Source organism: Arthrobacter sp. H5 (genome assembly GCF_000520595.1).
Classification (GTDB): domain Bacteria; phylum Actinomycetota; class Actinomycetes; order Actinomycetales; family Micrococcaceae; genus Arthrobacter_D.
On the sequence record NZ_KI915026.1, the window covers coordinates 85868 to 106938 of the forward strand.

At 62.4% G+C, this 21071-nt stretch carries 23 protein-coding genes; 10 read left to right on the forward strand and 13 right to left on the reverse strand.

Features of this window, described 5'->3' with window-relative positions:
* Positions 1-9: 9 nt before the first annotated feature.
* Entirely contained in the window at positions 10-2148 is a 2139-nt protein-coding gene (locus Y708_RS27750; RefSeq protein WP_051479200.1) for a VCBS repeat-containing protein, read from the reverse strand.
* A gap of 225 nt (positions 2149-2373) precedes the next feature.
* Here Y708_RS27750 and Y708_RS0119450 point away from each other — a divergent pair, with 225 nt between their 5' ends.
* Positions 2374-4290: an acyl-CoA dehydrogenase family protein gene (locus Y708_RS0119450; protein WP_253905892.1), complete on the forward strand. Its 1917-nt coding sequence runs from the start codon at positions 2374-2376 to the stop codon at positions 4288-4290.
* 34 nt (positions 4291-4324) lie between these two features.
* Here Y708_RS0119450 and Y708_RS0119455 read toward each other — a convergent pair whose 3' ends face one another.
* Together Y708_RS0119455 and Y708_RS0119460 are read right to left on the reverse strand one after the other, a co-directional pair.
* On the reverse strand, positions 4325-4753 hold the full coding sequence (locus Y708_RS0119455) for an SRPBCC family protein (RefSeq protein ID WP_028281201.1): 429 nt from the start codon (positions 4751-4753) through the stop codon (positions 4325-4327).
* A gap of 54 nt (positions 4754-4807) precedes the next feature.
* Positions 4808-5356: an acyl-CoA thioesterase gene (locus tag Y708_RS0119460; RefSeq protein WP_028281202.1), complete on the reverse strand. Its 549-nt coding sequence runs from the start codon at positions 5354-5356 to the stop codon at positions 4808-4810.
* Between the two features lie 53 nt (positions 5357-5409).
* On the opposite strand from Y708_RS0119460, the gene Y708_RS27755 reads away from it, so the two are divergent.
* Both Y708_RS27755 and Y708_RS0119470 read left to right on the forward strand, forming a co-directional pair.
* Positions 5410-6144: a maleylpyruvate isomerase family mycothiol-dependent enzyme gene (locus Y708_RS27755; RefSeq protein WP_051479201.1), complete on the forward strand. Its 735-nt coding sequence runs from the start codon at positions 5410-5412 to the stop codon at positions 6142-6144.
* A 31-nt stretch (positions 6145-6175) separates the two neighbouring features.
* Positions 6176-7177 (forward strand): NADP-dependent oxidoreductase, encoded by a 1002-nt coding sequence (locus Y708_RS0119470; protein WP_028281203.1) that lies wholly within the window; start codon positions 6176-6178, stop codon positions 7175-7177.
* Here the strand turns inward: Y708_RS0119470 and Y708_RS0119475 are convergent.
* Positions 7167-8123, reverse strand: coding sequence for a ribose-phosphate diphosphokinase (locus Y708_RS0119475; RefSeq protein ID WP_028281204.1), 957 nt, complete (start codon positions 8121-8123; stop codon positions 7167-7169). The genes Y708_RS0119470 and Y708_RS0119475 overlap by 11 nt on opposite strands.
* Before the next feature lie 186 nt (positions 8124-8309).
* Here Y708_RS0119475 and putP point away from each other — a divergent pair, with 186 nt between their 5' ends.
* Together putP and Y708_RS0119485 are read left to right on the forward strand one after the other, a co-directional pair.
* The gene (gene putP / locus Y708_RS0119480) at positions 8310-9812 is read left to right on the forward strand and encodes a sodium/proline symporter PutP (RefSeq protein ID WP_028281205.1); all 1503 of its coding nucleotides are present in this window, start codon (positions 8310-8312) and stop codon (positions 9810-9812) included.
* Between the two features lie 138 nt (positions 9813-9950).
* A complete protein-coding gene (locus Y708_RS0119485) occupies positions 9951-10781 on the forward strand; it encodes an aldo/keto reductase (protein WP_028281206.1) in 831 nt (276 codons plus the stop codon).
* A gap of 67 nt (positions 10782-10848) precedes the next feature.
* Here Y708_RS0119485 and Y708_RS0119490 read toward each other — a convergent pair whose 3' ends face one another.
* Positions 10849-11490, reverse strand: coding sequence for a pyridoxine/pyridoxamine 5'-phosphate oxidase (locus Y708_RS0119490; RefSeq protein WP_028281207.1), 642 nt, complete (start codon positions 11488-11490; stop codon positions 10849-10851).
* A gap of 71 nt (positions 11491-11561) precedes the next feature.
* On the opposite strand from Y708_RS0119490, the gene Y708_RS0119495 reads away from it, so the two are divergent.
* Entirely contained in the window at positions 11562-12356 is a 795-nt protein-coding gene (locus Y708_RS0119495; protein WP_028281208.1) for a phosphatase PAP2 family protein, read from the forward strand.
* A 5-nt stretch (positions 12357-12361) separates the two neighbouring features.
* On the opposite strand, the gene Y708_RS0119500 is transcribed toward Y708_RS0119495, so the two are convergent.
* Complete coding sequence (locus Y708_RS0119500) at positions 12362-13504, reverse strand: baeRF2 domain-containing protein (RefSeq protein ID WP_028281209.1); 1143 nt, start codon at positions 13502-13504, stop codon at positions 12362-12364.
* Positions 13501-13749: a hypothetical protein gene (locus tag Y708_RS0119505; protein WP_051479202.1), complete on the reverse strand. Its 249-nt coding sequence runs from the start codon at positions 13747-13749 to the stop codon at positions 13501-13503. The genes Y708_RS0119500 and Y708_RS0119505 overlap by 4 nt, the downstream gene beginning before the upstream one ends.
* Positions 13750-13824: 75 nt before the next feature.
* On the opposite strand from Y708_RS0119505, the gene Y708_RS0119510 reads away from it, so the two are divergent.
* Positions 13825-14502: a phosphoribosyltransferase gene (locus tag Y708_RS0119510; protein ID WP_028281211.1), complete on the forward strand. Its 678-nt coding sequence runs from the start codon at positions 13825-13827 to the stop codon at positions 14500-14502.
* Between the two features lie 8 nt (positions 14503-14510).
* Entirely contained in the window at positions 14511-15278 is a 768-nt protein-coding gene (locus Y708_RS0119515; protein WP_028281212.1) for an MBL fold metallo-hydrolase, read from the forward strand.
* Here the strand turns inward: Y708_RS0119515 and Y708_RS0119520 are convergent.
* Positions 15275-15733 (reverse strand): SRPBCC family protein, encoded by a 459-nt coding sequence (locus Y708_RS0119520; protein WP_028281213.1) that lies wholly within the window; start codon positions 15731-15733, stop codon positions 15275-15277. The two genes, Y708_RS0119515 and Y708_RS0119520, sit on opposite strands and share 4 nt — an antisense overlap.
* Positions 15734-15782: 49 nt before the next feature.
* Positions 15783-16556, reverse strand: coding sequence for a VOC family protein (locus tag Y708_RS0119525; RefSeq protein ID WP_028281214.1), 774 nt, complete (start codon positions 16554-16556; stop codon positions 15783-15785).
* 92 nt (positions 16557-16648) lie between these two features.
* On the opposite strand from Y708_RS0119525, the gene Y708_RS0119530 reads away from it, so the two are divergent.
* Positions 16649-17296 carry an alpha-ketoglutarate-dependent dioxygenase AlkB family protein gene (locus Y708_RS0119530; protein ID WP_028281215.1) on the forward strand — a complete coding sequence of 216 codons (648 nt, stop codon included), beginning with the start codon at positions 16649-16651 and terminating at the stop codon, positions 17294-17296.
* Positions 17297-17391: 95 nt separating this feature from the next.
* Here the strand turns inward: Y708_RS0119530 and Y708_RS0119535 are convergent, their stop codons facing one another.
* Both Y708_RS0119535 and Y708_RS0119540 read right to left on the reverse strand, forming a co-directional pair.
* The gene (locus Y708_RS0119535; RefSeq protein ID WP_028281216.1) at positions 17392-18222 is read right to left on the reverse strand and encodes a type IV toxin-antitoxin system AbiEi family antitoxin domain-containing protein; all 831 of its coding nucleotides are present in this window, start codon (positions 18220-18222) and stop codon (positions 17392-17394) included.
* Between the two features lie 179 nt (positions 18223-18401).
* Entirely contained in the window at positions 18402-18920 is a 519-nt protein-coding gene (locus tag Y708_RS0119540; protein WP_028281217.1) for a mycothiol transferase, read from the reverse strand.
* Positions 18921-19123: 203 nt separating this feature from the next.
* On the opposite strand from Y708_RS0119540, the gene Y708_RS0119545 reads away from it, so the two are divergent.
* Complete coding sequence (locus Y708_RS0119545) at positions 19124-19378, forward strand: hypothetical protein (protein ID WP_028281218.1); 255 nt, start codon at positions 19124-19126, stop codon at positions 19376-19378.
* 200 nt (positions 19379-19578) lie between these two features.
* On the opposite strand, the gene Y708_RS0119550 is transcribed toward Y708_RS0119545, so the two are convergent.
* Together Y708_RS0119550 and Y708_RS26555 are read right to left on the reverse strand one after the other, a co-directional pair.
* The gene (locus tag Y708_RS0119550; protein ID WP_028281219.1) at positions 19579-20454 is read right to left on the reverse strand and encodes a sugar phosphate isomerase/epimerase family protein; all 876 of its coding nucleotides are present in this window, start codon (positions 20452-20454) and stop codon (positions 19579-19581) included.
* The coding region (locus Y708_RS26555) for a DUF993 family protein (protein ID WP_035776896.1) at positions 20451-21071 on the reverse strand (621 nt) is incomplete at its 5' end. The genes Y708_RS26555 and Y708_RS0119550, both read right to left, overlap by 4 nt.

The following is a 21071-nucleotide window of genomic DNA, read 5'->3' on the forward strand; positions in this document are numbered from 1 at the left end:
GGGGTCCGGTTACGGAACCATCAAGGTGTAGATCTGCCAGCCAGTTCCAATCTGTACGCGTGCGAGGAGCGAACCAGTTCCACTGCCCGGATAGAGCCAAAGCCTCCCGGTATCATCACGTGCCACGAGGTCCGCAGTCGTATTGGCATCGAAGGAACCCGTGCCAATGAGCGCGGTCATGGAGTTCCACCCTCCGCTGCCGATCAACGTGCGGGTGCCATGCCCTCCCGTACCTGTCCCTGGGTACAGCCAGAGCCTGCCAGTGGTATCCCTCGCATGGAAGTCCGCCTTACTGTCACCGTTGAAGTCGCCGACACCGATCACGGCATTCATCGAATTCCAGCCACCGCTACCGACCAGGATACGGGTGATAAATCCACCCGTTCCGTTTCCTGGATAGAGCCATAGCCTTCCAGCACTGTCCCGAGCAAGAAGGTCGACCTTGCTGTCGCCGTTGAAGTCGCCCGGGGTCGCTACCGCTGTCAAATTGTTCCAGCTGCTACCAATCTGTGTACGGGCAGTGAGGCCGCCGGCCCCGTTGCCTGGATACAGCCACAACCTTCCGGTTGTATCCCGCGCAATGACGTCAGACCTCTTATCACCGTTAAAGTCACCAGGCATGAGGATGAGATCCATGGAATTCCATCCCCCACTGCCCATCAACGTTCGGGTGCTGTAGCCCCTATTGCCGTTGCCTGCGTAGTACCACAGTCGACCGGAGGAATCCCGCCCAATGAGATCGGTTTTTCCGTCACCATTCATGTCCTTCTGCTTGGCGGCGGGGGGAGGTGGTGGTGGTGCGGCAGGACCGATCTGGATTACGCGCGAGACGACAGCTCCCACATTGCCCGCAACGTCCGTGGCACGCACGTTGAAGGTATACGAGCCGTTGAGCTGTGCGTCCCAGGTTTTCGGCGAAGTGCACGCTGTAAAGGTCCCGTTGCTTGGAAGGAGCTGGCATTCGAACGCCGCGCCGGCTTCACTGCTGAAGTTGAACGTCGGGGTGTTGTTGGCGCTCGGGCTTGAGGGGAACGGTGCAACGATCGTGGCCGTGGGCGCCGCGGTGTCCACCGTCATCGCCAGCGGGGTCGAATCGAGTGCAGGCGGACCAACAATCCGTGCCACGATCTGGTGAGCTCCGTTGGTCAATGCCGTTGCAGCGGTCAGGGTGTAGGTTCCGCCGGTTGCGAGAACAGGCGCGCCGTTGTTTGCACCATCGACAACCAACTGCACCGATGATCCCGCAGTAGCCGTTCCGGTGAAGGTGGGCGTAGTGCTGTTGGTGATGTTGTCGGCGCTGGACCTGCCACTGTCACTGGCATCTGCGAGGTCGGGAGTTGAAGGAGCGCCGTCGACGGCGGCCGAAATATTCCCCTGAATGGCGAAGTTGTTCACCGTCAACGTGGAAACGCCCGGCCCGCCTGCGTTAGGGCCGTCCACCCGAACAAAGTTGTTGCCCGACGGTGCGCCGGTCACTGGGGCAGAAACGTTAATGCTGCCGATGGTTCCCTCTGCAGCACCCACCTGCCGAAGGAAGGTTGCGTTAGTGGCCCGGTAGTCGCCCAGGAATGCGGCACGTGCCAGGTCAAAGTTACACGGGTTGGAGTCGCAGCCTTGATCAAGCGTTACGTTGATGACGCCCACAGCATCAGCTACGAACGTGTGCGCACCATAAGGGTGGGTAATCGTATAGGAGGCGTTTGCAACAAGTCCGTCGAGCCGGAACCTCAATCGCGCGAAAGCAATTTGCTCGCCGGTCGTGGCCTCCTCAGTGGTGTGCGCAGCCTCAAGTGCTGCTTCGTAAAGCCCGAGGTTGCCAGAGCTTGCTTCGGCTGCAAACCAGAAAGCTTCACCGGGAAAGTTCCCCGGGTGGGACACCGGCGCAGTGGGATCGGGTGGTTCCGCCAGACAGCCTGAGTTGGCCGTGTAGCAGAGCTCCAGTTTGACTGTTCCGTCTGAGTACCACTCCGGGTAGCCGGTCTGTGAATTGATCGGGCCCACAGCTGATAGTTGGGCTTGCGCGGGCGCAACCGCGAGCGGCGCAAGAGCCGCCATCAGCAGAGCAGTGGACAGGACCGACGATGTGAGGCGAAGAGACTTACTTCGCTGCCTCTTGGGCGGGTCCCCCGTGGGCTGATATTTGGACATTGCATACTCCTACTTTTCTGTTTTCCGATCCGAGGCCTATTGCTGTGGATTACAGATGCCCTGACTGTGCGCCCGGCGCCCTACATAAATCTTGGGAAAACATTCGAAGTGTGCAAATTACAGCTTCGAGTCTGATATTAACGGGACCCCCGGCCAAAGCTACCGGGGAGTAGCATGACATCAAGGGTCACAGCACCCGCGGGCCCGCTGTCGAAGGGGACGGCCATGAGCACTGAACAGCAGATCAACGAGAAAACTTCGCGCCAGGTTGCCGAGGCCGCCCGGGAAAAGGAGTGGACCCGGCCCAGCTTTGCCAAGGGACTCTACCTCGGCAGCTTCGATGTCAGCCTGATTCATCCGCATCCCACGCCCACCGCCTCGGAGCGGGACGAAGGCGAGGATTTCCTTCGCCGGCTTACGGACTATGCCCGCACGCTCGACAGTGCCGTGATTGAGCGTGACGCCCGGATTCCCGACGAATACATTCGCGGCTTCGCCGGGCTCGGCGTCTTTGGCATGAAGATCCCCCAGGAGTATGGCGGTCTGGGACTTTCGCTCACCTACTACGGCCGGGCGCTCATGCTGCTCAGTTCCGTCCACCCGAGCATCGGCGCGCTGGTCTCCGCGCACCAGTCCATCGGCGTGCCCGAGCCCGTCAAAGTCTTCGGCACACCCGAACAGAAGCAGGAGTACCTGCCGCGGTGCGCGGCCGGAGCAGTCACTGCGTTCCTGCTGACCGAGCCCGACGTCGGCTCCGACCCGGCGCGCATGAATGCCACCGCAACCCTGTCCGACGACGGCGCCAGTTACGTAATCAACGGGTCCAAGTTGTGGACCACCAACGGCGTGATAGCCGAGCTTGTGGTTGTGATGGCAACCGTGCCAAGTCACGCCGGAGGCAAGGGCGGCATCTCGGCCTTTGTGGTGGAGGCGGACTCACCCGGCATCACGGTGGAAAACCGGAACACGTTCATGGGCCTGCGGGGAATCGAAAACGGCGTGACCCGCTTCGACAACGTGCGCGTCCCGGCCGCCAACCGGCTGGGTCGCGAGGGACAGGGGCTGAAGATCGCACTGACCACCCTCAACACCGGACGGCTGTCCATCCCGGCAATCTGCGCGGCCGCCGGTAAATGGTCTCTGAAGATCAGCCGCGAGTGGTCCAACGCGCGGGTGCAGTGGGGCAAGCCGGTGGGCCAGCACGAGGCCGTGGGTAAGAAGCTGGCGTTCATCGCGGCGACGGCCTTTGCGCTGGAAGCAGTCTTTGAGCTGTCCGCCTCTTTGGCCGATGCAGGGCAAAAGGACGTGCGCATCGAAGCAGCCCTTGCAAAGCTCTGGTCCAGCGAAATGGCCTACCAGGTTGCCGATGAGCTGGTGCAGATCCGCGGCGGGCGGGGGTATGAGTCCGCGGCATCCCTGAAGGCACGGGGAGAACGTGCAGTCGGTGCTGAGCAGCAGCTGCGGGACCTGCGCATCAACCGCATTTTTGAGGGCTCAACGGAGATCATGCACCTCCTCATTGCCCGGGAGGCAGTGGACGCCCACCTTGCAGCGGCAGGCGACCTGGCGTCGTCGGACGCGGACCTTACCGCCAAGGCAAAGGCGGCACTCGGAGCGAGCGGCTTCTACGCCCGCTGGCTGCCTCGTTTGATCGCGGGCCGGGGCCTGAATCCAAAGGCGTACGGTGAGTTTGGCCGCCTCGCGAACCACGTGCGGTACGTGGAGCGCTCGTCACGGAAGCTGGCACGGCACACGTTCCTGGGGATGGGAAGGTGGCAGGCCAAGCTGGAGCACCGGCAGGTCTTCCTCGGGAGGATCGTGGATATCGGGGCGGAGCTGTTTGCGATGTCGGCGGTGTGCTCACGCGCTGTGCTTTTGGCGAAGCAGGGCGATGGGCGCAGCGTGTTTGAGCTTGCCGACGCATTCTGTCTCCAGGCCCGCGGACGGGTGGACCAGCACTTCGCGGACCTGTGGAAGAATACGGACACTGCGGACCGGCGGCTCTCGAAGAAGCTGCTCGGCGGAGATTACGCCTGGCTTGAGGGGGGCATCCTTGATCCGTCGGAGGGCACCGGCCCGTGGATCTCCGAAGCACCCAGCGGTCCGTCACTGAAGGAGAATCTCCACCGGAAGTACAGGTGACAGCGGGCAGGTGCCGTCGTCGTTGTTGTAGACGCTACGGCGCGGATTCCGCGAACTGTTTGAAGGCAGCCAACTGATCCGCATCAGCTCGCGCCACTTCGTCCCGGATTTCCGGAGCCATTTCGGCGAGCGTCTCGGTGACAACGACGTCGACCGTGAGTGTGAGCAGGGTGTCGTCACCGTCGGGTGCCAATTCGTACAGATAGTTGGTTTGGATGTCGCCCGCGCCATGGGAGATGGTGATGCTGCGTTCAGCCAGCAGCGCCGTGACGGTGGCGTTGCGCTCATGGCCCCCGGAGTGGAAGTCGATCGTCATGCCTGCCTCGGTTGGCCCGTTGGCATGCATCTCGGTGATGCCGGGCATCCACGCCGGCGCCGCGGCCCAGTCTGTAAGCAATGCCCATACACGCCGGGTTGGCAGGTGGACCATTTCCGATACGCTCAATGCCGTGGTTGTACCCATACGTGAATCATGCCCCTGTCCGGCTGGCCTGGGAAGACCGGCCCCAGTCAAACACTAACCCGCCCAAATGTGCGGCGCGGGCCGCCGGGTGCTGGGCAACCCGTTGTTGAGCCGCCATTCGTGGATCCATTCCGGGAGCACCATATCGGCCGGCGGTTGGCCGAACGCCGCGAAGATTTCCTCATTGCTGACCGGGCCTTTCGCTGAAACCAGCCGGGTGGCAATGTAACCCCGAGCGTAAATGTCGCCGTCCGCCACCATGCGCTGCTCAAAGTAAATGGCACGCTCATCGAACCCAAGGATGCGCGTCTCGATGGTGTACCGCTGACCCAGCTTCAGGGACTTCCGGAAGCTGATGGTCTCGCCGTTGGCAACAGGACTCCAGCCCTTCCGGCGCATGAGCTTCCAGATACCGCTGCGGATCATGAGGTCAAACCGGCCGAGGTCCATGAGCGAGAAGTACATGCCGTTGTTGACGTGCATCGCGATGTCGATGTCGGAGGGCAGCACGCGCAATGGGAGGGACGAGGCACCCCAAATGCTGACCTTTGGGCGGCGGCGCGAGGCGAACAAGATCCACAGGGTACGGAAAATCAGATGCATGGAGCCATATTACCCGTCAGTAATATAGCGGCACCACACTAGACTCGGGCACTATGACCTACCCCTATGCGCTGACGTTCGACCGCTACCGCGAGCTGATGGATCAGGACTTCAACCGACTGCTCGAAGTCGCGGAACCGGCCATGGAGCAGCCTGTTCCGGACTGCGGCGACTGGACCGGCAGGAACCTGGTCCGCCACACTGCTCTGGTCTACCTGCAGAAGGCCGAAACCATCCGAACCGGCAGCAAGCCAGTGGAGGGATGGCCACCGAAGGAGCTCAAACTCATGCAGCCGGTCCGCGCGCTCACTGAGTGTTACGCCCGCCTGATCGAGCAGTTTGATTCCCATCATCCTGATGATCCGGCCGAAACCTGGGTCCAGGATGACCAGACGGTAGGCTTCTGGATCCGCAGGCTCGCGCATGAAACCGCGATCCACCGCCGTGACGCCGAAGCCGCCGCGGACGTGATCACCCCGCTGGACGGAGATCTCGCCGTGGACGGCATCGATGAAATCCTCACCGTGATGCTGTGCCGCAGCAAGCCGGACGAGTCTGCGAGTGGATCGGCCCTGACGCTCAAGAGTGCAGGACGGGCCTGGACGCTGCTGATCAAACCTTCGGTGGTGGAGCTGGAGCGGCAGGTCAATGACCTGGCATCGGCAACCGTCAATGGCCCACCGGAACAGATGCTGCTGTGGCTGTGGGGGCGGGCGCCGCTTCCAACCGGTTCCGCCGACAGCGCCGCGGCGCAGGAGCTGCGGCGCCGCCTGGTCACCGCAACCTGAGCTAACGCCCACCACCTTTGAGGAGCACACCATGACAGCGACCACCGGCATTCAACTTGTTTCCCGCCCCGAGGGCACACCGACACCCGATAACTTCCAGGCCATCACCACCGACCTGCCAGCGCTTGGCCCGGGTGAAGTGCGCGTTGCCAACGAGTTCATCTCCGTAGACCCTTACATGCGCGGCAGGATGAGGGCGGGAAAGTCATATATTCCACCCTTCGAACTTGGTGAGACCATGACAGGCGGCGCCGTGGGCCGGGTTGTCGAATCAACCAGCGACGCCCTCAAGGCGGGTGACGCCGTCGTACATTCGCTCGGTTGGCGCGATGTCGCGCAGGGGCCCGCCAAACAGTTCAGCAAGCTGCCCGAAACCAGCCTTCCGCTGTCGGTGTTTCTTGGCGCGGCCGGCATGACCGGGCTCACCGCGTATGCCGGCCTGTTGCGCGTGGCAGGGGTGAAAGAGAACGACGTCGTTTTCATCTCGGGTGCCGCCGGCGCGGTTGGGTCCGTGGCTGGCCAGATCGCCAGGCTGCTGGGCGCCGGGAAGGTCATCGGGTCGGCTGGAACAGCAGCGAAAGTCCGGCGGCTCACGGAGGATTTCGGGTACGACGCGGCGTTCAATTACAAGGATGCACCGGTGCGTGAACAGCTCCGGGACGCAGCTCCGGACGGCATCGATGTGTACTTCGACAACGTTGGCGGCGACCATTTGGAGGCAGCCCTGGACCGGTTCAACGTAGGCGGAAGGGCTGCGCTGTGCGGCGCGGTATCGCAGTACAACGCCACATCCCCTGTTCCAGGTCCCAGCAACCTTTCCCTCATGGTCGGCAAACGGTTGAATATGACGGGATTCCTGGTGGGTGATCACTCCGACCTTCAGCAGGAGTTTCAGGAACAGATGATCGGCTGGCTCCGGTCCGGTGAAATTGTGGCCGGTGAAACCGTGGTGGACGGCATCACCAACTCCGTCAGCGCTTTTCTCGACATGATGAACGGCGCCAATACTGGAAAGATGCTGGTCAGGGTTTAGCGTCTACCGTCTGGAACAACGCACTCACCGATTCGCCGGTGTGGATGCGGCGGATTGCTTCAGCGAAGGCGTTGGCCACTGAAATCACCGTGAGTTTGGGGTGCGCTTTATCCGCTCCGATGGGCACCGTGTTAGTGGAGAGCACCTCGATGACGTCCTCCCGGTCCGCGATCCGTTGCACCGAACCGTTGGAAAAGATCCCGTGGGTGCAGACCACCCGCGCCGGCTTTGCGCCCAGCTCAGCCAGATGGTTCAGCAGTTCGATGACGGTGCTGCCGTTGGCGATTTCATCATCCAGGACAATGATGTCCTTGCCGTGGACGTCGCCGATGATCGACGTAATGTGCACCTGGTCATTCTCGAACCGCTCCTTGGCTCCGGCGGCGACGGGCGTGCCGAGGAGCCTGGAAAATGCAGTTGCCGCTTTGGCATTGCCAAGATCCGGCGAGACAACCACGGTGTTGGACAGGTCCCTACCCTGAAGATGCACCGCAAGTTCGCGGAGCGCGTGCAACTGATCCACCGGAACGCCGAAGAAGGCCTGCACCTGCGGCGAGTGCAGGGTCATGGTGAGCACTCTGGAAGCGCCGGCTGTGGTCAGTAGATCCGCGACCAGCTTGCCGCCGATCGAGATGCGCGGTGCGTCCTTCTTATCCGAGCGCGCGTACGCGTAGTGCGGAATGACAGCGGTAATCCGCCCGGCGGAGGCGCCCCGCGCGGCGTCGATCATCATGAGCAGTTCCATCAGGTTCTCCTGCACAGGGGAAACCAGGGGCTGCACTATGAATACGTCACGCTCGCGGCAATTCTCCAGCAGCTGCACTTCAAGGCAGTCATTGGCGAAGCGCTGCAGCCGCGACGGCAGCAGCGGAACCTCCAGATATCCGCAGATTTCCTCCGCGAACCCCTTGCTTGCCTGACCACTAAAAACGGAAATCTCTCGTATCAACTTGACTGACCTTTCCAGGCGGTGCGGGGAAGCAGTATCCCCATTGTCGCCGTCCTTCGCCAACCACGTCCAGCATCAATCAAGCCGCGTGAGCAGAGTCACCTTATTAGCCAAACCGTGTTCGCTCTTGGAATAGTGGTCGGCTGCACACAGCAAACTTCAAGAAAAATGTGAAAGGACTCCATGACAGACCAGACATTCCAAATCTCGGCAATGGTGCTCTACATGCTCGCCATGCTGGGAATCGGCTGGTATGCGTATCGGAAAACCTCGGACCTCGACGACTACATGCTCGCCGGACGCGGACTCAAACCGGGTGTCGCCGCGCTCAGCGCCGGCGCCTCGGATATGTCCGGGTGGCTTCTCCTGGGCCTGCCCGGAGCAATCTATCTTTCGGGCCTCGTCGAGGTGTGGATCGCCATCGGACTCACCATCGGTGCCTGGCTCAATTGGAAGTTCGTGGCGCCGCGGCTGCGCAGCTACACCGAGGTGGCCAACAATTCCATCACGGTGCCCAGCTTCCTGGAGAACCGGTTGAAGGACACCTCACGCATCCTTCGGGTGGTTTCCGGCGTCATCATTCTGGTCTTTTTCACCTTTTACGTCTCCTCCGGCATGGTGGCCGGCGGAGTGTTCTTCGAGAGCTCCTTTAATTCCGATTACACAATCGGAATGGTTGTTGTCGCCACGGTCACCATCACCTACACTCTCTTCGGCGGGTTCATGGGCGCAACCTTCACCGATGTGGCACAGGGCCTCCTGATGCTGGTAGCGCTGATCATTGTCCCGATCATCGGGTTTGTACAGGTTGGCGGCTTCGAAGGGCTGACCACCTCGATCAACGCAGTGGATCCGTCCATGCTCAACCTCGTGGCAGGCGGCTCGGTGCTGGCGATCATTTCTGCCGCGGCGTGGGGCCTCGGCTACTTCGGCCAACCGCACATCATTGTCCGCTTCATGGCCATGCGTACGCCCCAGGACGCCACCGCCGGCCGCCGGATTGGTGTGAGCTGGATGATCCTGACGGTCCTCGGCGCAATCTCCACCGCACTGGTCGGCATCGCCTACTTCGAGCAGAACCCCCAGCTCACCCTTGAGGATCCCGAGGCGGTCTTCCTGTCCCTCTCGCAGGCCTTCTTCCACCCGTTTGTCGCTGGAATTGTCCTCGCCGCCGTGCTCGCCGCAGTTATGAGCACCATCTCCTCACAACTGGTGGTCTGTTCCTCCGCCCTGGTCGAAGACCTTTACAACATGGTGTCCAAGCGGACCCTCACCCCCAAACAGGGTGTGGTCCTTGGGCGGCTCGGCGTGCTCGTCGTGGCGATTGTCGCGATCGTCCTGGCATCCGGCCGTAACGAATCGATCCTGTCGCTGGTTGCCTTCGCCTGGGCCGGCTTCGGCGCATCGTTTGGACCAACCATCCTGCTGGCCCTGTTCTGGAAGAAGCTCACCATGCCGGGTGCGCTGGCAGGCATGCTAGCGGGCGCCGTCGTCGTCTTCACCTGGGGCAATTCACCGCTGGCCGGTGTGATGTATGAGATCGTTCCAGGCTTTTTCCTCAACGTGATCATCGCTGCGGTGGTCAGCCGGATGACCTGGAAGCACAACCACCAGATCGAAGCCGAGTTTGACGAGGCTGTGCGCGGCGCCAGCACCAAGCGGGCCACCGAACCGGTCGCCGCCTAGGCCGGCCCCGTCGCTGCACGGAAGGGGGTGCGGGATGACCCCGCGCCCCTTCCGCGTTGTGACGCACATAACCGCGGGATTGACTCCGGACGGTTCAAACCACAAAGCTGATAGGGAACCGAGGAAACAGGAGCGAGTATGAGCGACGCCGCAGCACCCACCATTGACCTTCTCCATGGCTCGTCGATCCCCGCGCTGGGGTTCGGCACGTGGCCCCTGGATGACGACGAAGCGGCCACCGCCGTCGAACAAGCCGTCAATGCCGGATACCGGCTCTTTGACACGGCGGAAAACTACGGCAACGAGGCCGGTGTGGGCGAAGGCATCCGCCGTTCGGGCATCGACCGCGGCGACGTATTCCTCACCACCAAGTTCAACAAGAAGTGGCACAGTTCCGACGGCGCCCGGCAGGCTTTCGAGAATAGCTCGCGACTGCTGGGAGTGGACTACATCGACCTGCTGCTGATCCACTGGCCCAACCCGGGGCAGGACCGCTTTGTCGATGCCTTCAAGGGACTTACGTCCCTGCTTGAGGATGGAAGCCTGCGCGCCATCGGCACGTCCAACTTCAAGCCCCACCACCTGCAGCGGCTGCTCGATGAGGGCATGGTCCCGGACGTCAACCAGATCCAACTCGACCCCCGGCACACCCGGCCCGACCTGCGGGATTTTCACGCGCACCACGGGATTGTTACGGAGTCGTGGAGTCCTCTGGGCGGAAGCGAACTGCTGCAGCATGCCACCGTTGACGCGCTGGCCGACAAATACGGAATGACCCCCGCACAGATTGTGCTCCGCTGGCACCTTCAGCAGGGACTTGTGGCCATCCCCAAGTCTGCCAACCCGCTGCGCATCAAACAGAACATCAACGTGTTTGGGTTTGAGCTTGCGCCGGAGGAAATGGAATCACTCTCCGCACTGGATACGGGCGACGGCGATATCTCCGACTCGGACAAGTCCGGGCACTGAATCGAGTGTACGGAAATAGCCGTTTTCCAGCCGAATAACAGTCATTTCCGTACATTCGATCCAGGTTTTACGGCCAGAGGACCTCTTTGCGCCAGCCCTCCCCGCTGCTGATGTACCGCAGCCGGAGATGACGGCGCTCCTGATCGGCCTGCCAGAACTCCACCCGTTCCGGCGCAACCGTATACACCGTCCACGTCGCTGAACCTTTACCTTCAATGCCTTCCAACTCGCGTTCGACGGCGGTATCCACCGGTTCGCGGACAACGTCACTTTGGCGCCCTGCCAGCACCAGCGCGCGTGCCACCGGGTGACGGCGCCGGAAATCGGCGTCGTTCTCCTCAGTTGAGCCCGGCGTCGCGGCGCCTCGGATTCGGATTTGGCGGCCCGCCGACTGCCAGAAAAAGGTCAGTGCCGCAGTGGGTGCGGCTTGAAGCTGAAGGCCTTTCGGGCTCTCACTGCTGGTGGCAAAGGAAAAGCCGCGCTCATCGATGTCCTTGAGGATGACAACCCGGGCGTCAGGACTTCCATCCTGACCGACCGTGGCTACGTTCACGGCGTGGGGCGCGCTGACGCCGTCGTCGATCGCCTGTTCCAGCCACTCAAGGAAGAGGTCCACCGGGGAATCCGGCGCCGTCGACGGGTCGAAGGCCCTCATCCGGTCGGGAAAGACAGGGAGGCCGCGAAGCAGGTCTCTTGCTGAAGAAGTCATGTAACCCAGCCTAGGTCTGCATGGGCGGCCCTGTCGCTGCCCTGGGCTGATGACATTGCTAAGGTCAGTGGATGGCTTATCGGGATCCGGAGAATGAGGAGCGCCACGTCGGCGCACGGGATCTCACCCGTTGGGAGAGTCCTCCCGGCAGGTTCCTCGTTGGCCTAGTCCGCAGCGTCGCGCAATGGATTGGCCCGCGGTGGACCCTCCTGCTGTTGCTGGTGATCGGCGGTGGAGTGGCTGCCGGTCTGACCCTTGCGTCCGCGGAAGTTTATGAGGCGGTCGCGGAAAACGAAGGTATCGCCACCCTGGATGAGCCCGCGCTCGATGCCGCCATCGACCTGCGGTCGCCTTGGCTCAACGCCGCCGCCACCGCATTCACCCACCTCGGTGGGCCCCTGGGTATGCCGATCCTCGCTGTGCTGGCTACAATTGGGCTCACCCTGGTACGACGCTCAATCACCCCACTCATCCTGATGACCGCTGCCGCTGGCGGATCGCTACTCATGACGGTTATCGGGAAGAACGCCATCGGCCGGCTCCGGCCGGACACTGTCCTCGCGGTACCGCCGTTCGAGATCTCTCCGTCCTTCCCAAGCGGACATACCCTCAACGCGGTGGTCATTGCCGGCGTCGTCGCGTATCTGCTGGTCCTGCGCCAGCACCGCAAGCGCACCCGCGCACTCACGGTCACCGCCGCCGTCGTGTTCGCCTTCCTGATGGGGCTGACGCGCGTCTACCTTGGCCATCACTGGCTGACCGATGTGGCCGTAGCCTGGACGCTCGGCATCGCGTGGCTGGCTGTGGTCATCACCATCCACCGGCTGCTGCTTACCCTCAGGGAACGACGGCGGGACGCCGCCTGATCAACTCACGAACCTGCCGGCACAGTGGGTCCCGTCGGCCAGCGGAGCAATGCCGCTATTCGATGTGAGTCGAGGGCCCCAGAGGGAAAGAGCACAATGTTCGCGTCAGTGAGCGCGGCCGCGCGCAACAACGACGACGACGCCGGCACCTTCCCAAGCACACCCACCCCCGCAGTCTCACTGTCCACCGCCGCAACCCAAGGCTCTGCGTCGAGCGCAAGGAGCGAATGATCATCCCACGCCGAAGTGTCCAGCAGGAGTGTTTCCACCTGGGCCTGCTGCAGTGCATGCACTACGGCGCCCAGTCCCACCGCGGATTCCGGATTCGCATGGCCCTGCTGCTCATTGAGGCGGTCAAGCAGTTTCGCCTGGCGGCGTCCAATGTTTTCCGCAACGCACTCCTCCACCTTGCGGGCAAACGCGGACTTATCCGCACCGTCCGTCCGGCTGTGGCTGTCGATGATTGTGAGGATCTCCTTGCTGGCCTCACTTACCTGATCGGCGACGAGCTTTCGGGCCCGGATGTCACCGGCAATGATCAACAGGCGCGCACGGCACGTGCGCACCACGCGGTCAATCTCGTCGGCAATTTCCGCCGCGTTGGCCTTCCAGACATTTTCCGTCCGGTGCTGGTAGCCGCCCTGCGACCAGCCTCCGCCTGGAACTTTCTTCAGGTTCTCGGTGGACCCGTCAACATGGGTGCTGTCGCCGTCGTTGTACAGGCTGTTGGCCCTGTGGAGCTCAATTTCGCCGCCGTCGCGCCCCACCTGCGCCACAACGTAGGCAAAGTCCTCCGGCCGGTGACGCACCAGAGGCGCAAGGTTGGGCACCGCACCAACGGTGGAAAACCCGGGCATCACAAGGGTGCCCGGCAGGAACTCATCAAATTCCACCGTGCCGTCATTGACCAGGAGCAGGCGGGTCACTGGATCGGGGATTCCCTTGGCGGACTGCCTCAGCGCTTCATCGACAGCCTTCCGGTCCGGCTTCGACGCGCCCGCTGACGCCAGCTCGGATGCGATGTTTTCAGGCCGGACGTCGTCGGCGTGCAGTGAATCAACCGTGCCGGTGCTGGCATCCGTGTAGACAGTGACCCACTGGCCGTTCTTCTTGTACAAATCAACGTGGTTGTGCAGGGCTCCGGTCACTGTGTTCCGCCGTCCCGGTTACCCTCGTCGATTCCCTTACCGGGGTCTATGCCGGGATCGAACTCAGGTTCTGCGTCGGGTGTCAGGTCCGCGCCGTCGTCCATGGTTTCAGGTTCACGCCACTCCTCCGCACGGGAGGGGTGGTTGCCTTTCAGCATCCCTCCCGTCTCCTGTTTCATCTTGTCGTCCAGGCGTGCACCGTGCGTGGTGTTGCCTCGTTCTGCCATGATGTACCTCTTTCTCATGTTCGGTATCCTGACAAGCGAAAATGATAAGATTCCTTACGGTCTATCACTCTTCGTCTCCGATGGAAAGACCTCATGTTGAGGACCCACCCAGCAGGAACTTCAAGATACGCGGACAGGCTGGACGCCGCCCGTCTGTTGGCTGATGCGCTGGACAATCTGCCCAAGCAGGACAATCCTCTGGTGCTCGGTCTGCCCCGGGGCGGAGTGCCCGTTGCCGCCGTCCTGGCCGACCGCCTGGGTGCCGATATGGACGTCATTATGGTCCGCAAGGTTGGCGTGCCGGGATTCCCGGAGCTGGCGATGGGTGCGATCGCCGCCGTTGGCGGCCATGTCGAAACTGTGCGCAATCCACACGTGCTTGAGGAAGTGGCCAATGCGGCCGAATCCTTCGCCGAGGTGAGCGCCAGGGAGCAGCGTGAACTCGACCGCCGCGAACTGCTGTACCGCGGCGGTCGACCACCTGTGAACATTGCCGGGCGCTGTGTGGTGATTGTGGACGACGGCGTGGCTACGGGGGCAACAATGCGTTCAGCGATTGCCGCGGTCCGCGCACTCCGGCCGGCGGCAATCATTGCCACCGCGCCCGTCTTCCTTGGGCATGCTTATGAAGAAATCTCGAAACTGGCCGATCAGGTGGTCTGCCCGTGGGTTGCTCCGCGGTTGGGTGCAGTGGGACAGGCCTACCAGCAGTTCACCCAGGTGTCGGACGAAGAAGTACAGCGACTGCTGGGCGGCGGGAAGCCGGAGTAGTCTGGGGCATGCTTTCCCTGATCCGCAGCAGCACCCAGACCCGCTACCGGCTGGCGCCCAACCCTGGTCCCATGAGCCTGGACGGAACCAACTCCTACGTCATCAGTGCGCCCGAATCGGGCTCGGTGGTGGTGGTTGATCCGGGCCCGCTGGACGAACCGCATCTGGAGGAAATTGCCGGGGCCGGCCGCGTGGAGCTGGTGCTGATCACACACCATCACCGCGACCACACCGAAGCAAGCGCACGTTTCCACGAGCTGACGGGCGCTCCGGTCCGTGCCGTTGACAGCTCCCACTGCCACAACAGCGAGCCCCTGACGGATGGTGAAACGATCCTCGCCGCCGGGGTGCGCATTGAGGTGCTGGCGACGCCCGGCCACACTGCAGACTCGGTCTGTTTTCACCTGCCCGATGACGACCCGCAGGGCTCAGTACTCACGGGGGACACGATCCTTGGCCGGGGAACCACCGTCATCTGCTTTCCGGACGGTCGGCTTGGCCCTTACCTTGAGTCGCTGACCCGGTTGTCTCTTCTCGGGGCTGCGACGGTGCTTCCCGCACATGGTCCGGTGCTGCCGAGCCTCGCGGATGTCTGCGCCGGCTACGTGGATCACCGTAGGCAGCGGCTGGCCCAGATCCGTTCCGCGCTCCAACAGCTGGGTGCCGACGCCACCGTTGAACAGGTGGCGGACAGCGTGTACGACGACGTCGACCCGTCAGTGCGCAGGGCTGCAGAGCTTTCCGTGGCTGCGCAACTGGATTACCTGAGGGGTTAGAGCGACTCGGCCTTGGCCGCGATTTCTGCGAGGTCCTTGGCGAATGCCTTGCGGGTGATGCGCATGCCCAGTTTCCCGAAGAGCGCCATTGTCAGCTTGTTCATCCGGGAGGGATTGATCATGTCGGCGCCGAAGGTCATGGTCAGATCCGTTCCACCGTCACGATCGGCCAGCGTCATGCGAGAGGTGTAGTTGGCCCCATCCTGCAGCGCTTTCACCGTGGTGCTCCTGGGCGGATCTGCCTGGGAAACCCACATTTCCACGGTTTCAGACCTGCCCATCATGGTGCGGGTTTCCTTCCAGCGAGTCCCCTCACCGTAGGGGCCGTCGCTGAGCATCTGGACCGATTCGATGCCGGAGAGGGTTGCGGCCGAACCGGGAATGTCGGAAATGACCGCCCAGACCTTATCCGCGGGGGCGTTGATGTGCTGGGTCAGGCTGATTTTTTGGTCCATGGTCTCGAGCCTAGACCGGCTACGCCTCCGATTTCACTCCCATCCTGCGTCAGTTGTTCACCGAGATGATCTTGAATGCGGCACCGGTGGGATCGGCCACGGCGGCCATCCGGCCGTAGGGCGAATCTTCGGGTTCACTGAGCACCGTTCCTCCCAGTTCCCCAACCCTGGCAGTCGCGGCTTCCGTATCCTCGACGCCAAAGTACACACTCCAGTGCGAGGGCACCCCTTCGGGGAGAAACCCGGAGGCATCCATCACTCCTGCCTGCGGCTGCCCGCCGTGGACCTGGTTGGTGTAGCGGAACTCGTCGGTGTTGCTCTGGGTCTCGGTTTCCCAGCCGAACACCTGCCGGTAAAAGTTAAGGCTGGCAGCAAAGTCGCGGGTCATAAGTTCATGCCACACGGGCGCTCCGGCTTCATCTTGAAGGGTAAAGCCGGTGTGCTTGTTGGCCTGCCAAACCCCAATTGCGGATCCCGCCGGATCTGCGACATACGCCATGGTGCCTTGGTCGGAGACCTCCATCGGCGCGAGGAGGGTGGACCCACCCTTGGCGGCCGCGGCCTCCGACGTGGACCGTGCATCTGCGGACTTCAGATACGTCGACCACCCATCCGGGAAGCCGGATTCGCCCGAATTGAACATCATGCCCGCAACCACTTGGCCGTTCTTGGAAAAGTTCACGTAATGGCCGTAATCCTCTCCCATATCCTGTGCGGTCCAGCCGAAAAGCTGCCTGTAGAACTCTGTTGCCTTATCGGTGTTGGAGCTTGCAAGGTCAATCCAGCATGGTGCCCCGTCGGGCGTGGCTTCACGAATGGGCATAGCTTTCACTCCTCTGTGGAAAGTGCCGATGGATTCAGCAGTTGTGAGCGTATCGCCGCCCACCGACACTGGCAATGGGCAACAATTGACGGATGGCAACTCTCCTCCCACGGCCCCGCACCGAAATTGTGCCGGGTGCCGTTCATGTTCCGGACTGGTTGACCGTCGATCGACAACGGGAGCTCGTTTCGGCCTGTCGCAGCTGGGCCGCCGGGCCCGTTTCGATGCGCGCAACCCGCATGCCCAACGGAGGGCAGATGTCGGTTCAGACCGTCTGCTTGGGCTGGCACTGGCTCCCCTACCGGTACAGCAAAACAGCCGACGACGCCGGTGGCGGTCAGGTGGCAGATTTTCCTTCGTGGCTGGTCACGTTGGGACGCTCCGCGGTGGCCGATGCCTACGGGAATCCAGCCGACGATTATTCACCGGACGCCGCCCTGATCAACTTCTACGATTCGGCGGCCAAGATGGGGATGCATCAGGACAAGGATGAGAAGTCACCGGCCCCCGTGGTCTCCCTCAGCCTCGGTGATACCTGCGTCTTCCGGTTTGGTAACACCGAGAACCGCAACCGGCCCTGGACTGACATGGAACTGGAGTCGGGTGACCTCTTTGTGTTCGGGGGCCCTTCCCGGTTTGCATATCACGGGGTACTGAAGACGATTCCCGGCACGGCTGATCCTGCTCTGGGTCTGACTGGGCGGCTGAACATCACGATGCGGGTGACCGGGCTGGAGTAGAGCCGCCCGGCCTGCCCGTCCCGTCTTCTGCCCGGCCTGCCCGTCTCCTGCCTGGCCCGGCCTGCCCGGCGAGTTGCGCAAGTCGGCGGGCAGAACTAGTTATGCCCACTGGGATGCCCAACTCGGTGTGCAGGTTTGCGTGCCAGCACCCGGGTGACCCAGTCGATGAACTGCGTCGGCTGGTTGACGAGCAGCGGTTGGGTTGCCCGAATAAGGGGTATGGCGCCAACCGTGAGCAAGTTCCATCTGCGACGGTCCTCCTCAAACTCCTGGCGGCCGCTATAATACTCGCGCCCGTCAGCCTCTATGCCGAGGATGCCCTCCACGAACAGGTCCAACCTTCCCACTCCCTGAACGTACACCTGGGATTGACAACTGAATCCGGTCCTGTGCAGGTGATACCTTGCAACTGTTTCGATGATCGACTGCGAATGCGGATCGACCAGCGCAACAATGCGGCGGGCCGGCCCATCCCGTTGACCGGTGACTGCCTCCTGCAGCTCCCGCAGAGTGACAAGGCCGCGGACAACCGCCGATTCCACGATGCATAGAGCATCCAGTTCCGGCAGGCAGCGCATGACCTGTTGGCACATCTGGCTTACACCACCTGGCCCCGCCCGATGAACCCGAAAGTTTCCTTCCAACGCCCTGCCGTGGTTCACACGAACATGGATGAGTGACGGCTGCCGCAGGATCCATAGCTCCAGGTGCTTCGCTGCGCTGATGCAGGCCAGCTCGGCCTTTACGCATTTGGCTGCCAGTAACTCCGGCGTGGGGTTGGGTACGGCAAAGACACCGCGGGATGGTTTGACCACTTCTCCGCGGTCGATTGCACCCTTTATTTCCGCGCGGCCAATTCCAGCCGAAACAAGGTCCTTCCTCCGTGCAACGCCACCCAGGTCCAGGAGTACCCGCTCAAAACTCATGGCCGCAATCCTGCCCCATTATGGGAACGCCGTGGCCGGGAAAGCGGGCTATGTGGAAAAGTTCAGCTCCGCCGCGCACGGCTGCCCATCGAGCAACCCGACTTAGTGGGCAAAACTAGTTATGCCCACTGGGTTGCTCAACTCGTTGGGCGGAAATTCCGTGGACCAGTGGCCGGGCCTCAGTCATTGAGCAGCCCGCGGACGTAGGAGGCCTGGCCCACATGCTGCGTGCAGTCGTCCAATACGCTGACGAGTCGAACCTGCAGCGTGACGGGTGGATCCCATGAGGAATCCACAATTCGGTCGAGATCCGTTTCGCCCAGACCGCGGATGAAATCGAGGGTGCGGGCATGGACGGCTTCGTAGTACTCCGTCAGTAGATCCGGAGAGTCAACGCGGACCTTGCCAACCTGTTCCGTGCTGTGTCCGTATCCGGTGTCTTGCTGGTCGAGGTCCAGGTTGAAACGGTCAGCCCAGCCGTCGCTCAGCCACAACTCCTGCTGCCCGGCGGCCTCGGCGATGTGGTTGTCCTGAACGCGGGAGAGGTGCCAGATGAGCCAGGCAACGGAGTTCCCGGAGTTACCCGTCCCGGCGCCTGGCCGGAACGCGAGCTGATCCGTTGTGAGTCCGTCAACCGCGGACCGGACTGTTGCCTGGATCCGCCCGAAGGCCTCGATAAGCATCTCGCTGCTGCTCATGGCGCGTACCTCCTGTGATGTACCGGTGATAGTGGTCGTGGGTTGAAGCCTACGTGAACCGGCGTCAAGGCAGGGAGGCGTCCGACCACCGCAGCCACTGCGCGGTCGGGTTATCCACAGCTTGAGAGCATGCCCTTCCGGCCGCCTTGCCCCGTGTCTAGAGTCGGTTCGAACACACTGTTTCATAGGAAGGAACACCAGTCATGACCCGCCACACCGCGCTGATCATCCTCGAAGGCCAGGACATCGATGCCGGCATTACACGCAGCATCACCCTCATTGACGGGTTGATCGAGGAGCTTCCATTCAGCCATGATCCGTCAAAAACTGAACTCTATGCCGTGGGCGACGCCACCACGCTCAAAAGGAAAGTGGAGCTGCCGCACGGCAAACATTCCGACGGTCCCGCGGCCACGGATATGGGCGAAATGCACCATACTTGGAACGCGGAAAGCTAGTATACCCCTGAATACTGTCCACCAGGGCCGGCGGACAACAACGGCGCGTCCCCCTGGCAATGGCTGTACTACAACGTGATGCACAACGCAGGGCCCACTGCGCTGTGCTTCCTTTGGGACGTCCACCCACTTGCCGAGACCGCCTGACGTCCCGACGATGGGGTTCGGAACATGACTGGTCAGCTCAGCGCCGTGACCGGTCAGAGGTGCGGCAACACCAGCTCCGCGTACCGCTTCTTGACGGTCTCCACCACGTCAGCCGCCGGAGCGTTCCAGATCTCTTGATTGAAGATCTCCACCTCCACCGGTCCGGCATAGCCAGTCGCCGCAACCCACCGGGTGATGGTCTCGAAGTCCACATAGCCGTCGCCCATAAACCCCCGCGAGAGCAGGGGGTCCGCGGCTATGGGGAGGTTGAAATCGCAGACCTGGTAGGAGGCAATGCGCCGCTCAGAACCGGCCCGTTGAATCGAAGCCTCCAATGACGGGTCCCACCACACATGGAAGGTATCCACAACAACACCAACCGTCTCGGCAGGAAACGGCGACGCCATGTCCAGCGCCTGATTCAGCGTGGAGAGCACAGCGCGGTCTGCCGCATACATCGGGTGTAGGGGCTCAAGTACCAGGCGGACGTTGTATTCCTGGGCCACTGGCACAAGTTCGGCGATGCGGTCGGCAACGCGGGAGCGGGCGGCCACCACATCCTTGTCGCCCGGAGCGGAAGGCCCGACGGCGGAGCCTCCGGTCACGTGCGACGCCGCCGGCAGGCCGCCCACCACCAAGATCAGTTCACGGGTGCCGAGGGTCGCAGCCTCGATGATCGCCTGGGTGTTGTCCGCCAGCGCGGCCTGCTGCCCGGCTTCATCCGCCGCTGTGAGAAACCCGCCCCGGCACAAGCTGGACACCGAAAGTCCGGCTTCGGAAACCAGCCTGGCCGCCTTATCCAGCCCGGCCTCTGCCACCCGGTCACGCCAGAGCCCGATGCTGGACAGGCCAGCGTCGGTGTACAGCCGGACGGCCTCGGCCAGGGTGATGTTCTTGGTGGTTGCAGTATTGATGGAAAGGCGGTTCATGCCCCTACCCCGTAACTGGCCAGCAGCCACTCGAAGCGGTGTGCTGCGACCTCGGGATCGGCCAGCAATCCGGCACTGTCCGCCAGTTCAAAGGTCTTGGTCAGGTGCAGTACCGAGCGCCCCGAGTGCAGGCCGCCCACCATCTGGAAACCGGGCTGCTGCCCGTTGACCCAGGAGAGGAACGCGACGCCGGTCTTGTAATACAGGGTGGGTGCGCTGAAAATGTGCTTACCCAGTTCCCGGGTGGAATCCAGGATGGCCCGTCCGCGCTCCGGTGCGCCGTCGTCGTACGCTTTTAACGCCGCCGAAGCGGCCGGGTAGATCGCCGCGAAGATTCCCAGCAAAGCGTCCGAGTGGTGCGCCCCGTCGCCATGGATGAGCTCGGGATAGTTGAAGTCATCACCGGTGTAAAGCCGCACGCCAGACGGCAGCCTGGTCCGGAGCGCGGTTTCGTGGGAGGCATCGAGCAGGGAAACCTTGACCCCGTCCACCTTGTCCGGTTGGCTGCCGATCAGGCCAAGAAAGACCCCGGTGGCCGCTGAAACATCGGCCGAGCCCCAGTAGCCTTCGAGGGCAGGATCGAACATGGTTCCGAGCCAGTGCAGAATCACTGGCTC